Here is a 12,696-nt window from a genome sequence, read left to right on the forward strand (position 1 = left end):
ATATGAATCAATTTTTCACGGGGGAGGCGGATAATGTTTTCGGGAGCTAGGGCAGCACACTGCCGCTGTAATCATCCCCGGCTTCGACAATAAGGCGGCGGAAATCCGGTATCGTGATATGCCGTTGCCCCTGGATCCTGATCACGCCTTCCTTGCGCAGGGCACTGAATTGCCGGCTGACGGTTTCAATCGTGAGGCCAAGGTAATCCGCAAGGGTTTCACGGGTCAGCGGCAGGGTGAAGCTCAGCGACTCATGGGCGTGGCTGCCGGAAAGAGACTTGTTTTTCATGGCTATCAAGAAGAGCAGGGTCGCAATCTTCTCCCGCGCGGATTTCCGGCCAAGCAGAAGCATCCACTCTCTTGCGGCATCCAGCTCATCCATGGTCATTTCCAGAAGCCGCGGGCCAAGCGCGGGGGAGGCGGCCAGAAGTTTTTCAAAAGCGTTGATCTCAAACCGGCACATGGTGACTTCTGAAGATGCGGTAATGTCATATTGCGCAACACGCGCGCCGGGGCGGCCGATAAAATCACTGGGCAGCAATATCCCCATGATCTGACGACGGCCATCCTCGAGGCCTTGCGAAATCGACGCAACGCCGGAAACCAGTGTTCCCACATGGCTGACAGGTGCGCCGGTATAGGTGATCATCTCTCCCTTGGCGTAGGTGCGATATGTTTTCATGCCGTCAAGAACGGCCAATTCATCAGCCGCGCAACGCGAGCAGATTGCCTGACGCTGGATGGGGCACGCGCCGCAGTCTTTTACCACGGCCATATTCCAGGATGATTCTGCCGGTTTCATTTTATGTCGACAAGTTTGACTTCGATCAAGGTTTTCATTGAACGCACTTTTATTCTACCAGCATGAATTATGTTTCGCAAATTGCTAAAAGCCGCGCTCTTGAAAAAAGAGTTCCGCGCTATACCAGTTACCCGCCGGCAAACCACTTCAACGGATCGGTGAATGCTGATTGCATGGCGGGTTGGCTGGCGGCCACCCCCGCCGCTAGCCGCATTTCTCTTTACGTGCATATACCTTTCTGCCGGAATCTTTGCTGGTTCTGTGCCTGCCGCACGCAAGGCATCAGACGCCGCGTTGATGCGCTTCACCATTATGTCGATGGCCTCAAGGTTGAAATCGATAGGGTTGCGGGCTTGCTTGACCCATCCATTATGGTGAAAAGCCTGCATCTTGGCGGCGGCACGCCAACCCTGTTACCCCCGCCATTGATGATTGAGTTGCTGGAATATCTCAAAACCCGGTTTCGGTTCGTCCAGGATTATGATCTCGCGGTGGAAATAGATCCGACCGAGATTGATCAGGATCGGATGGATGTCCTGATTGACGCCGGATTATCCCGTGCCAGTGTCGGCGTCCAGGATTTCAACCCTCTCATCCAGAAGGCCATCGGTCGGCCGCAGAGTTTCGAGCAGACGAAAGACTGTTTTGACATGCTTCGAAAAGGCCAGGTGAAAAGCATCAATATAGATCTGCTTTATGGTCTGCCGAATCAGACGCCTGCCGGTTTCCGCAATACACTTGAAAAAGTGCTCGCGCTGAACCCTGATCGGGTGGCCATGTTCGGTTATGCCCATGTTCCATGGATGGCCCGCCGCCAGAAACTGATTGATGCCGCTACCCTGCCTTGCGGGGATGCCCGGTATCTTTTGCTCGAAACAGGTCGTCAATTATTTGCCAATCATGGGTATGAGCCGGTTGGTATTGATCATTTCGCCAACCCCCAAGACCAGCTGGTCAAGGCGTCAAGGCAAGGTCAGCTTCGCCGCAATTTTCAGGGTTATACCGATGACCAGTCAAGATATCTGATCGGTCTTGGCGCCTCGGCAATTTCAAGCCTGCCGCAAGGATATGCCCAGAATACCAGCGGCACCCAGGCCTATCTCGAAATGATCAGAGACGGTGCCCTTGCCACAAGCCGCGGCCACAGGTTCAGCGACGAAGATCAGCTGCGTGGCTATGTGATCGAGCAACTGATGTGCCGTTTCCGCATCTCACTTGATGAAATCAGGCAGAGGTTTGGCACCCTGGCAGAACTGCTCTCTTGCGATATCACCCGGAATGCCCGCAAGATCGGTCTTGTTCGCGTTGATGATGGCGACGGCAGGGAGGTCTATGAAATCGCAGAAGAGCCACATTTGACCGCAAGACTGGTCGCCCAATATTTTGATCAGTATGTCGCCCCTGAAAAATCGCACGGCCTGGCGGTCTGAAGAAGCCAGTTGCGCACAAGGTTAGCATTGTAAAGGCACAGATCAGGATGATGTATCCGCAGTACGATCATGGCCGAACGCGCCGCTTGATGAGGGTGGATACCCCGCGCCAGCAGATTCCGGAATGCGGCCGCAACCGGGCTGTTCACATGTTGAGCGACATGGTTGGGCGAATTCGGTGCAAGACGGCAATCCGTACAAATCTGCTCAGCGCGAAATCTGAAACAGGGCATCAGGCATCAGCCCTGTTTTCAGATGACAGGCTGGATTCCGATACCCCCGCCGGCTCCTGCCTGCTGCGCGCATACGAAATCTGCAGGTACATAAACACCAGCATGAAAATGAAAAACGCGGCAAGCACCATCGCAAGATACGTGAATTGTGTAACCATTACTGATCTCCCATAAAAGCAATCAAGACTCCCTCAAGTTAAAGTCGGTCTCTCGCCCTCTCTTTGATCGAGATCAATTTTTGCCGGTAAAATTTATGATTTTCTGGTGTTGCAACCTACAACACATGGAGCATTGCAATGAAAATCGCTGTATTGATATCTGCGGCTCGCGCCTTTCCAGCTGGCCAGATAATCCAGGCCATCAATCTGGCCAAGGAGATTGATACATCAATTACGGGAATCATCACCAGTGAACAGGGTCTTGACTATTACCCCATGGGTGAAGGTGGCATGATTGACGTGGTGCAAGAACGTATCGAAACTGCTGAAAATCAGATCAGGGAATGCGAGGAGGAATTCAGGTCACTGTGCGAGGCCCATGGCATTGCCCAGGAGTGGTACGGGAAGCACGGTTTCATCCGGCATGAATGGCCAGCTCTGTCCCCATATTTTGATCTGGTGGTCGCAACGCCACCTTTTTCTGCCCCCGAATTGGCAAACACGGGTATTTCGGCCGCCATCCAGATTGCCGGTGCAACGAAGATCGGCGGATTTCACCGGCGCTGCGTGATCGCGTGGGATGGCTCCATGGCAGCAGGCCGGGCAGTGCGCGCCGCTCTGCCGCTTCTGCCTCGTTTTGATGAGGTTGATGTCATCACCATTGATGCCAAAAGCCGCTCGCTGCCAACCGATATAGGCAGTTATCTTGCGGCACATGGTATCGAAGCCAGTATAGCAAGCGAAGTCAGCGGCGATGCAACAGTCGCCGAGCTGATCATGGAGCAGGCGAGGCATGCCGATCTTCTGGTGATGGGCGCCTATGGCAGTTCAATGATGATCGAAAAGATCTTTGGTGGTGTCACGGAAACCGTGTTAAGCGAGTGCACAACACCTGTTCTTTTTGCACATTAAAGCCGGCAAGGATGGGTATTCTGTCTCGGAACCCGTTCATCCATCCGGTGTGTATATAATCTGGTGGTTACAGAAACCCTTCGGCATGGCAGGACGTATTGCCCAAGATAGAAATAGATTGTTATTGGGGGTTTCCCTTCAATCTGGCATCATCTGTTCAGATACTAGCAGACAGCGCTGTCATTCCATCTTGTGTCTTCAAAAAGCCGGCCTTTGTAGTGACCGGAAAGGATATTGCTACGTGCCTGATCCCAAGAACGTGCCCAGATATTTGGGTCATGAAGTTCCTGTGTCGGGTCTGCCTTGCTTCTGGCAACAAAACCCGGAAAAGCCGGGCGGCCGGTCGCCTGACCAATAGGGTGGTAGCGCAAATCCATGCTCCATCTCAACCCATCGGAAAGATTGGGCAGAGCCCGATGCACGTTCATCTTGTGGAACAACACCACACCGCCCTTTTTGACAGGAAGAGCCGTAGCCTCACGCCCTTGCATAATGCTGTCTGGAACCTGCGGTTCTGAGGCGATTTTTGAATTGCTGCAATGCGCCTTTGGTCCCTCGCGATGAGAGCCCGGGATGGAGGTGAGGCAGCCGTTTTTCACATTGGCGTCGGTTATCGCCAGCCAGACAGTCAATTGCTGGGTGTCATCGGCTTCTGGCAGCAAGGCGACAATGTCCTGATGCCAGGTGGTGGCGCCAACATTGGAATGACCAGCAAGGTCATGGTGAACAGCCTTTTCAGGTGGTTTCATCCGCATCTGTTGAACAGGGCTTGAATAGATTTCCGGGCCGATGATTGCTTCCACAACATCCAGAATTTTCGGATGACGCATCAGGTTGAAGGCCGCCGGGCCGCTATGCATATGAAATGTTTCTGGATCAATCTCTCCATTCAACAGCGGCAGCGATATGTTGAAGAAACGGTGCAATTCAGGATATTGAGCAATAATCTTTGAATAGCGGGTACCAAAATCCTCATCAACGTGTTCAGTTGAAATCTTGCCTTCGGCGTAGAGGCGGGTTGCCAGTTCATCCAGAAGATTTTCGTATTCGCTTTCTATTTCAACAAGGTCATCGGGATCGATCAGTTGTTCTATTGCTAAAAAACCGTTTTCCTCAAAGGAGGATATCTGATCCCTGGAAAGGGCAGGTGTATCTGATTTCACAGCCATCTGAAAATCTCCATTTTCCTATTCAGAACTTTGTCTATTCCTGATGATGAGGTTGACACCTTTGGCTTCGTATTCATGATCGTGACGTCAGATGCGTTGCGGATCAATCTGGCCACGAGTTTGGCGCCGACCTTGCCAAGGGTCGAGAGCGGAATTATCCCTGGAGGCTGAACAGTCTTCCATGCTGGGGTAATTCATCGTCAATACCAGCAAGCCGCAGGCAATGCCAGGCAAGGGCATGATTTGACGAGGTGACCGGAATATCCAGCTCAGCCTCGATGGCCGCAACATCGGCCGCAATACGCACCGAGGTACAGGATATGAACACTGCATCAACCTCATGGTTTGCGGTGATCCTGGCAATGGCATCTTTCAGGCTGGATGTGTCAATTGCAGCAACGGTCGGGTCATGGGGCTCGTTGAAACTGCCGAAGACCGGAACCTCAAACCCTGCCTCTTCCACCGATTGCTGAACCATTTCATTAACTGGTTTTGCATAGGGGGTCAGCAAGGCAATCCGCCTTGCCCCGAGGGCTCGAAATGCATTGAACGCGGCGAAGGCCGGATTGGTGGTTTTTGCTTCCGGCTTGGCGGCGTTCAGGTTTTCGGCCACCGTCGGTGTGCCGAGCACAATTGATGCCGACGTACAGGCAAAGGCCAATACGTCAAGCCTGTCTCCTGGCAGAATCAATTCGGCCGTTGATGTTATCAATGGCTGCATCGCTCTCAGTGTATCTGGTGTGATATTGGGTGAGTTGGCAATCCGGGCGTGATAGATATCAACACCGGGCAAGGTAATCAGATGCCGCAACTCATGTTCCAGCGTATAGTCGGTTGCGAGCACCACCATGCCTATTCTGGCCCTGGCGCCGATCACCTTGCTTGTCTGGAACGGCAGATGTTCAATATGTTCTGTCTTAACTGGCATAGTTCATCCCCTCGTTTGAATGGGCCATCGGTTTCTGTCCGATCATGTCAGCCATCATCCGCGCACATCCATTTGACATTGTCCAGCCCATGTGACCATGACCGGTATTGATGAAAAGATTGTCGATCGGCGAACGATCAACAATCGGCAGTCCTGTTGGCGTCATGGGACGCAACCCGGCCCAGTATTCAATACCCGAAGCACCCAGTTCATCGCCGAACAGCTCTCTCGCCTTTTTCAGCATGACGTTGAAATCCGCCGGGCTGTGCTGTGTTGAATAGTCGGCTATTTCCGCTGTTGCTGTCAATCGCAGGCGGTTTCCCATCGGGCAATAGGCCAGCAGATTTTCTTCATCGACACCTCCAAGTCTTGGTGGTATCCGGAGATCATCTGCGGCAACGGTCACGGAATAACCTTTCACCGGATAGACCGGCAACTGCACTCCAATCTTTTCAGCAAGAAATGGACTGAACACCCCAAGACACATTACAAAGGCATCACCAGATATCTCGCCCTTGCTGGTGCTGGCTGAAACGACCATGCCGGACTTGCGCCTGATATCATGTATCTCAGCACCATAGAGGAAGCTGCACCCCATCTGGCTACACTTGGCTGCAAGTGCACGGGTGAAGAGATGAGCATCCCCGCTTGCATCTGTCGGAGCATAGAGCCCGCCTGCAATCCTGTCCCCGGCACCCGCCAGACCGGGATCCTTTTCCACAACCTGATCACGGGTAAGTTGATGTACGGTCAGGCCCTGACTGCGCAGGATATCTGCCTTCCGTGTTGCTGCCGCCAGCCGTGACGGATCTCGATAGAAATAGAGCAGCCCGCCAGTTTGGCCGTCATACTCAACTTCCGTTTCGCGGGCGACTTCCTCGAGCATGGATTGCGAATATCGGCAGAGGCGGGCTTTCGTTTGCGTGTTTATGGCGGCACGCTCGGAGTTGCATTCACCCAGAAAAGCCAGCACCCATCGCCATTGCCGCACCGAGATTCGCGGCTTGAAGCGGATGGCCTGGTCATTTCGGAAGAATGATCGCCACATCATGCCAGGTGCCGCAGGCGACCCCCAGGCATAGGCATGGCCAGGGGCAACCAGTCCGGCATTGGCAAAACTGGTGAATTGTGCCGGACCTGTATCACGTTCAATAACCGTGACGTTGTGGCCGTCCTTCAACAACTGATAGGCTGTTGTGATTCCGATGATGCCAGCGCCTAAGACAACAATATGCATCGGATGCCCTGCAATTTTTCACCGCAGAAAAATCATCGCGCGGCGATAAGACCGATTTCAACAGTGAATTGAGGCGCGGCGAGACGTGGCGATTCCACCGCCGCACGGCATGGGGCATTTCCGCCCTTTGCCCATTCATCCCAGACATTGTTCATTTCAGCAAAATCGTCCATGCTGCAAAGCCATATGGTGGCGGTGAGTGCCTTCGATTTATCTGTTCCGGCCAAGGCCAGCAATTCGTCGATCTGATCAAGAATGGCGCGCGTCTGGTCTGCAACCGAAGCGCCAGGTGCCTTCAGGGCAACCTGACCTGCCAGATAGACGGTGTCGTTATGGATCACCATCTGGCTCATACGATCATTGGTTTGAAAACGTTCAATCGACATACCTTACCCCCTTAAATACGCATATGAATCCAACCTAGTCCAAGGTCTCAACCTTGTATACCATTTATTAAGCCGGAAAGATTAAGCTCCCAGTAAAACAGCGGTGGTTACACGCATCTTATGTGGTCGTGGATGCCGGTCATGCGGAAGCCCGGATATCCTTTGGCCGCAACTTCATCGCAATGGGACCTGTATCTATCAAGGCCGCCGGCATAGGGCATGAACACCCGCGGTTTGCCAGGCACGTTCGCGCCCAGATACCAGGAATGGTTGGCTTTGGGCAGAAGTGTCAGGTTGGCGGTATCGGTCACGTGATCGGTCCAGTTCCGCATGGCGTCATCCTCGGCTTCGATCTTGGCAATGCCGCTGGACTCGGCATGTTTCAGCAATGCCGTGATCCAGTCCACATGCTGTTCAATGGATCGCGGCATATTGGTCAGCACCGACGGGCTGCCCGGGCCTGTTATGGTGAACATGTTGGGAAATCCGTGAACACCAAGTCCGAGATAGGTTTTCGGCCCTTCCTTCCATGCTTCGTCAAGCGTGCAGGCATCGCGCCCGACGATCCCCATCTTCAGCAGCGCGCCCGACATGGCATCAAAGCCGGTTGCAAAGACGATGATATCGGCAGGAATATGCGCGCCATCCGCCAGTTTCACGCCATCCTCGTCAAGACAATCGATCGGGTTGGGACGGATATCGACAAGCTCGACATTGTCGCGGTTATACGTTTCAAAATAGTTTGTATCGATCGGCGGGCGTTTTGTGCCGAAGGGATGATCCAGGGGCAGGAGCTTTTCGGCAGTCTCGGCATCATCGACAATGCCGCGAATTTTCGCGCGGATGAAATCCGACATCAGATGATTAGAACGCTCATCCAGGAGGATATCGTCAAAACTTTCACGAAAGCGGAGCCCGCCGATCCGCCAGGCGTCTTCCAGAATGGCATTGCGCTCATCTTCAGGCGTTTCGCATAATTTACGTGGTGGCGCACTCCAGGGATGGCCGTGCCGTGAGATCAGCATCTTCTGGTGCCAGGAGTCAATCTCCTCGCAGAAATTTGGGTGAAAATCCTCCTTTAGCGGCGCGTTACGGGCCGGAACACTGAAATTGGGGGTGCGCTGCAGGACCGTCAGTTTGCACGCTTCAGCGGCAATGACCGGAATAGCCTGAATGCCGGTTGACCCGGTGCCCACCACAACCACCGTCTTGCCTTCAAAATCCACCCCGTCATGCGGCCATTCCCCGGTGTGGTAGATCTCGCCCTTGAACCGCGTGATGCCGTTGATCGATGGCAGATTGGCCGAAGACAAGCACCCGACCGCCGTGATGAGGTATCTGGCTTCGACCTCTAATCCTGAAGTGCATCTGACCTGCCATCTGCCGGAGGCTTCATCCCAGACCGCTTGATCAACCCGTTGATTGAGGTAGATATCTCGCCGCAAATCCAGCTTGTCGGCGCAGAAATTCAGGTAACTGAGGATTTCGGCCTGCCCGGGATAACGTTCGGACCAGCGCCATTCATCCAGCAGGTCCCGGTTAAAATAATAGCAATAGGAATGGCTTTCCGAGTCACACCGGGCACCGGGATAGCGGTTCCAGTACCAGGTCCCGCCAACACCGTCTCCAGCTTCAAGTACTGCTGCATTCATCTCGAGCGTATCACGCAGGCAATGGAGCTGATAGAGCCCGGAGAACCCGGCGCCGACAATCACCGCGTCAAGATGGAGTTTGGTTCCATTCGCAACAGGATGGTTGTGTATCTGCTGGTGGGGGGACGGATCAAGTGACATGAAACACTGGCAACGGGGTTGAAATCACGAAAAAACTATCAGTTGCCGGTCACATAATCAAAGGTTTAAGGCAGATATATGTAATTGCGCGTTATTGATCTCAGCTGAATTAGAAATTTCCCATAAGAAATCACGCATCTTTTCAGCCGAGATGATGATCCTGGCAGGGCTCGAACCTGAACCGTTGCGATTGGGAAATATATAGTGGCGCAATAAGTAAATTAATTATTTCAACACGTTAAGATATAAATTCTTGGATATATTAATGATTTATTCGTTTATTTACCCCCTTTCCCAGACCAGAAAATTCTTCCGTTCATGGAAATTCCGTTGGATTATAATTGGGAATTGTATCTTTCTGACCAGGCCAGATCATGCGTTCAGCAACCAATTCGGATGACACCTACTGGATCGAAATGCCGGATGGCCGCCGGCTTTCGGCACGTGTCTGGTTACCTGAAGACCTGACCCCGCATCCGGTAATCCTCGAATATCTGCCCTATCGGAAACGTGATGGAACAGCACAAAGAGACGCGACCACCCATGCCTGTTTTGTCAAGCGGGGCTATGCCTGCATTCGCGTTGATATAGCCGGCACCGGCGACAGCGAAGGCCGGTTTGACGATGAATATTCCGAGCAGGAACTGAGCGATGGGGAAGCGGTGCTTGCGTGGATTGCAGGGCAGGACTGGTGCAACGGCTCTATCGGGATAATCGGCATCAGCTGGGGCGGGTTCAATGGTCTCCAGCTGGCCTATCGCCGCCCGCCTGCCTTGAAAGCCTTGGTCAGCGTGGCATCCACCACCGACCGGTATGCTGATGATATTCATTATATGGGCGGGTGCCTCTTGAGCGATAACGCCAATTGGGGGGCGACCATGCTTGCCTATCTGTCGCGTCCGGCGGACCCGCTGCTGCGTCCAGACTGGCGAGAAGACTGGATTGCCCGGATGGAAAATCTGCCAGATCTGACGGCGACATGGCTCCGCCATCAGACCCGGGATGCTTATTGGAAACATGGTTCGGTTTGCGAGGACTGGTCACGTATTTCCATTCCTGTTCTGGCCATAACCGGCTGGGCGGATGCCTATGTCAACACGCCTGGATATCTCGTTGAAAACCTCAGGAGTCCGGCCAAGGCACTGATCGGCCCCTGGGAGCATCGCTATCCCCATATATCAAAACTTGGGGCGGCGGACTTCCATTCAGAGGTCCTGAACTGGTTTGATCGCTGGCTCAAAGGTGAGGAGAACGGGATCGACAATATTCCCGATTTTCGAACATTCTGCAAAGAATTCCATGCACCATCCCGAAAGATGGCGCCGCCAAAAGGCCGCTGGATCGCCGAGGCCGAATGGCCATCTCCCAATGTCATGGAGAAGGTTTTCTATATAAACGCCGAAACGCTCGGGCCAGAGGCAGGTACGGGTGAGGTGAAGATCAGCAACCCGGCACATCTCGGGATGGCCAGCGGATATTTCTGCCCCGGGATGAGATTTGATAACGAGTTGGCCGGTGATCAGGCCGAAGATGACGCGCTCTCAACACATTTTGACATGGTGCTGTGCGAAGATATCGAACTAATGGGGCAACCCCGGCTGAAACTGGCTTTTCGTGTTGATCAGCCTGTTGCCCAGATTGTCGCCAGGTTATGTGAAGTGGACAGCAATGGTGTGTCCCAGCGTATTTCGTATCGGCCCTTTAATCTGACGCATTGGGAAAGTCATGAAACACCTTCAGCGCTTGTGCCCGGGCAAACCTATATGGCCGAATTTGTGCTTAATGCCTGCGCCCATCGTCTTAAGGCGGGACATCGGTTAAGGTTGTCGCTTTCCACTTCATACTGGCCGATTGTCTGGCCTGCCCCGAAACCGGTTACCATTACCCTTGATGAAGATGCCGTTGAGCTGACCTTGCCGGTGCGCAAGAGCGAGGATCTGCTTCCGCCTGCCAATCCGGCATCGATTGACCCTGTGGTACCGGACGCTGCGCGGATGCTTCGTTCTGCCGGTGGCTGGGCAAAGGATCATGTTGAACCTGATGGCACGATCGTCCAGGAAAGTTTTGATGATTTTGGCAAATCGGAGGACCTGACCCATGGCATGGTCACGAGCAGTCATGTCCATATGCGATATTCCATCCATCCCGAAAGGCCGGAAAGCGCGGATCTACAGGTCACATGGCGGTTTTCCTACGGGCGGGATCAATGGCAAGTCGAAATAGATACCTCAACGCGTATGACCTGTGATGAGGAGAATTTCTATTTGCATCGAGGGCTGCGCGCAACAGAGGGCGCAGTCAAATCCGAAGTCCTCACCAAGGAATGGATCGAGACCATCCCCCGGGGCCTTCTTTGATTTTGGGAGTTTTTCTGGGTTAGACGGAATTAACCATTTTTTGTCTCATTGAAATAAGAGAAATGTCCGGGCATGACGCCGCCCTTGACCCCAACAATCTGCCCGGTCACAAAACTGGCTTTATCGCTGACAAGAAAAACGGCAAGCCCGTGGATTTTGTCTTGCTCTCCTTATCGTTCCATCGGAAATGGAACTTCTTTTCACGTCATGGATTAGCCGCGGTTCTTGGTTAGCCAGTGATCTACCAGCCTAACGATTTCGTCAAGACTGTCGAGATGTTGCCCTTTCTGCGCGGCAATCAATTGAACCAGTTTGTCGACACGTTCGATATTCTTGGCCCCGCCAGCAAGCGCACGCGCCGCTGATGACGGGCTGCCAAGCGAGAGGGCGGCATTGGCGTATTTTTCAAACGGCACCAGATCGGCCGGGTCACTGCCAAGCGAAATGCACAGATCAACAACCCAGTTATAGATTGCTTCCGACAAGGCAATATCGCCATGCACGGCCTGCTGGATCGGGCGCATTTCGTTGTTGCCGATGCAGCGGTAATTGCCGGCAATCAGCATGGCCCATTTCGCCATGGGGACAAACACGGATTCATGCACTTTCAGTTTCACCGGAATTTCGAACTTGCTGCCGTCATCGGAGGCAAACAGGGCAGCTTCAATATCGGCCTGCAGGCGGTAAAGGATTGCGGTATCTTCATCACCCTTGAAACGTGCGGCCTTGAAGTTGGTTGGCAGGCGCACCTGCAACACATTCAGATTCTCCTCTGGCGGACGGAATGCCTGTGGGTCGGGGCTGCACAGGGTGAATTTAGCAGCATCGAACGCATCCCAGACGGTTGAGTCTGTATAGCATCCCCGAAGCGCGTCAATATCAAGCCCGTGAATGCGGCGCAGAAATACCAGCGGCGGCATGTTCATGATCGACATTGTCGGCACGCTTGATTTGGCAATCTTTTGAAGCAATTCCCCAACTTCAGGGGCTGAATATTGCGGCTCTTGCATTGCCAGCACCGCCAGATCAAAGGCTGCAGGGTCGGCATCCCCCGGCGCACAGGCCGCAAGGTTGCCAGCAAGATCGCGACTACGGATTTCGACAAGACCATCGCGGCCTTTTACTGGAGTGCGAATAATCGCGCCTTCACTGTTGAAAAGGTCAGCTTCGGCCGGGAGACACACCATGGTCGCATTGTGACCAGCCAGAACAATTTTAGTCGCAAGCAAGGATCCGTAGGATGCGCCAAGGATCAAAACATTTAGGGGGGTCATGTGAAGAACTCCTTTTA

The 12,696-nt window shown here is 53.3% G+C and carries 11 protein-coding genes; 3 read left to right on the forward strand and 8 right to left on the reverse strand.

The genetic code is table 11. The features are described 5' to 3' along the window. Positions 1-46: 46 nt before the first annotated feature. On the reverse strand, positions 47-802 hold the full coding sequence (fnrL, locus tag AB8880_00515) for a transcriptional regulator FnrL (GenBank protein XDZ65910.1): 756 nt from the start codon (positions 800-802) through the stop codon (positions 47-49). Positions 803-864: 62 nt separating this feature from the next. Between fnrL and hemN the strand changes: the two genes are divergently transcribed. After that, positions 865-2,232 carry an oxygen-independent coproporphyrinogen III oxidase gene (hemN, locus tag AB8880_00520; protein XDZ65911.1) on the forward strand — a complete coding sequence of 456 codons (1,368 nt, stop codon included), beginning with the start codon at positions 865-867 and terminating at the stop codon, positions 2,230-2,232. A 232-nt stretch (positions 2,233-2,464) separates the two neighbouring features. Here the strand turns inward: hemN and AB8880_00525 are convergent, their stop codons facing one another. Then, positions 2,465-2,623 carry a hypothetical protein gene (locus AB8880_00525; GenBank protein XDZ65912.1) on the reverse strand — a complete coding sequence of 53 codons (159 nt, stop codon included), beginning with the start codon at positions 2,621-2,623 and terminating at the stop codon, positions 2,465-2,467. 138 nt (positions 2,624-2,761) lie between these two features. Between AB8880_00525 and AB8880_00530 the strand changes: the two genes are divergently transcribed. Beyond that, the gene (locus AB8880_00530; GenBank protein ID XDZ65913.1) at positions 2,762-3,535 is read left to right on the forward strand and encodes a universal stress protein; all 774 of its coding nucleotides are present in this window, start codon (positions 2,762-2,764) and stop codon (positions 3,533-3,535) included. 164 nt (positions 3,536-3,699) lie between these two features. Here AB8880_00530 and AB8880_00535 read toward each other — a convergent pair whose 3' ends face one another. The 5 genes from AB8880_00535 to AB8880_00555 form a co-directional block, all read right to left on the reverse strand. Further along, positions 3,700-4,704, reverse strand: a complete 1,005-nt coding sequence (locus AB8880_00535; GenBank protein XDZ65914.1) for a phytanoyl-CoA dioxygenase family protein — start codon at positions 4,702-4,704, stop codon at positions 3,700-3,702. Between the two features lie 154 nt (positions 4,705-4,858). Beyond that, a complete protein-coding gene (locus AB8880_00540) occupies positions 4,859-5,632 on the reverse strand; it encodes an Asp/Glu racemase (protein XDZ65915.1) in 774 nt (257 codons plus the stop codon). Beyond that, positions 5,622-6,869, reverse strand: coding sequence for a D-amino acid dehydrogenase (locus AB8880_00545; GenBank protein XDZ65916.1), 1,248 nt, complete (start codon positions 6,867-6,869; stop codon positions 5,622-5,624). The genes AB8880_00540 and AB8880_00545 overlap by 11 nt, the downstream gene beginning before the upstream one ends. Positions 6,870-6,901: 32 nt before the next feature. Next, positions 6,902-7,255 carry a RidA family protein gene (locus tag AB8880_00550; GenBank protein XDZ65917.1) on the reverse strand — a complete coding sequence of 118 codons (354 nt, stop codon included), beginning with the start codon at positions 7,253-7,255 and terminating at the stop codon, positions 6,902-6,904. A gap of 107 nt (positions 7,256-7,362) precedes the next feature. Further along, a complete protein-coding gene (locus tag AB8880_00555) occupies positions 7,363-9,048 on the reverse strand; it encodes a flavin-containing monooxygenase (protein ID XDZ65918.1) in 1,686 nt (561 codons plus the stop codon). A 374-nt stretch (positions 9,049-9,422) separates the two neighbouring features. On the opposite strand from AB8880_00555, the gene AB8880_00560 reads away from it, so the two are divergent. Then, a complete protein-coding gene (locus tag AB8880_00560; protein XDZ65919.1) occupies positions 9,423-11,405 on the forward strand; it encodes a CocE/NonD family hydrolase in 1,983 nt (660 codons plus the stop codon). 212 nt (positions 11,406-11,617) lie between these two features. On the opposite strand, the gene AB8880_00565 is transcribed toward AB8880_00560, so the two are convergent. Beyond that, the gene (locus tag AB8880_00565; GenBank protein XDZ65920.1) at positions 11,618-12,679 is read right to left on the reverse strand and encodes a hypothetical protein; all 1,062 of its coding nucleotides are present in this window, start codon (positions 12,677-12,679) and stop codon (positions 11,618-11,620) included. Between the last annotated feature and the right edge of the window lie 17 nt (positions 12,680-12,696).

The sequence above is a fragment of the Alphaproteobacteria bacterium LSUCC0684 genome (assembly GCA_041228335.1).
Taxonomy (GTDB): Bacteria; Pseudomonadota; Alphaproteobacteria; order Puniceispirillales; family UBA1172.

Excerpts from the sequence above, each read along its gene's own strand:
- AB8880_00545 (XDZ65916.1), bottom strand. The coding sequence starts at position 6,869 with ATGCATATTGTTGTCTTAGGCGCTGGCATCATCGGAATCACAACAGCC.
- AB8880_00535 (XDZ65914.1), bottom strand. The coding sequence starts at position 4,704 with ATGGCTGTGAAATCAGATACACCTGCCCTTTCCAGGGATCAGATATCC.
- hemN (XDZ65911.1), top strand. The coding sequence starts at position 865 with ATGAATTATGTTTCGCAAATTGCTAAAAGCCGCGCTCTTGAAAAAAGA.
- AB8880_00530 (XDZ65913.1), top strand. The coding sequence starts at position 2,762 with ATGAAAATCGCTGTATTGATATCTGCGGCTCGCGCCTTTCCAGCTGGC.
- AB8880_00540 (XDZ65915.1), bottom strand. The coding sequence starts at position 5,632 with ATGCCAGTTAAGACAGAACATATTGAACATCTGCCGTTCCAGACAAGC.
- AB8880_00565 (XDZ65920.1), bottom strand. The coding sequence starts at position 12,679 with ATGACCCCCCTAAATGTTTTGATCCTTGGCGCATCCTACGGATCCTTG.
- AB8880_00560 (XDZ65919.1), top strand. The coding sequence starts at position 9,423 with ATGCGTTCAGCAACCAATTCGGATGACACCTACTGGATCGAAATGCCG.
- AB8880_00525 (XDZ65912.1), bottom strand. The coding sequence starts at position 2,623 with ATGGTTACACAATTCACGTATCTTGCGATGGTGCTTGCCGCGTTTTTC.
- AB8880_00550 (XDZ65917.1), bottom strand. The coding sequence starts at position 7,255 with ATGTCGATTGAACGTTTTCAAACCAATGATCGTATGAGCCAGATGGTG.
- fnrL (XDZ65910.1), bottom strand. The coding sequence starts at position 802 with ATGAAACCGGCAGAATCATCCTGGAATATGGCCGTGGTAAAAGACTGC.
- AB8880_00555 (XDZ65918.1), bottom strand. The coding sequence starts at position 9,048 with ATGTCACTTGATCCGTCCCCCCACCAGCAGATACACAACCATCCTGTT.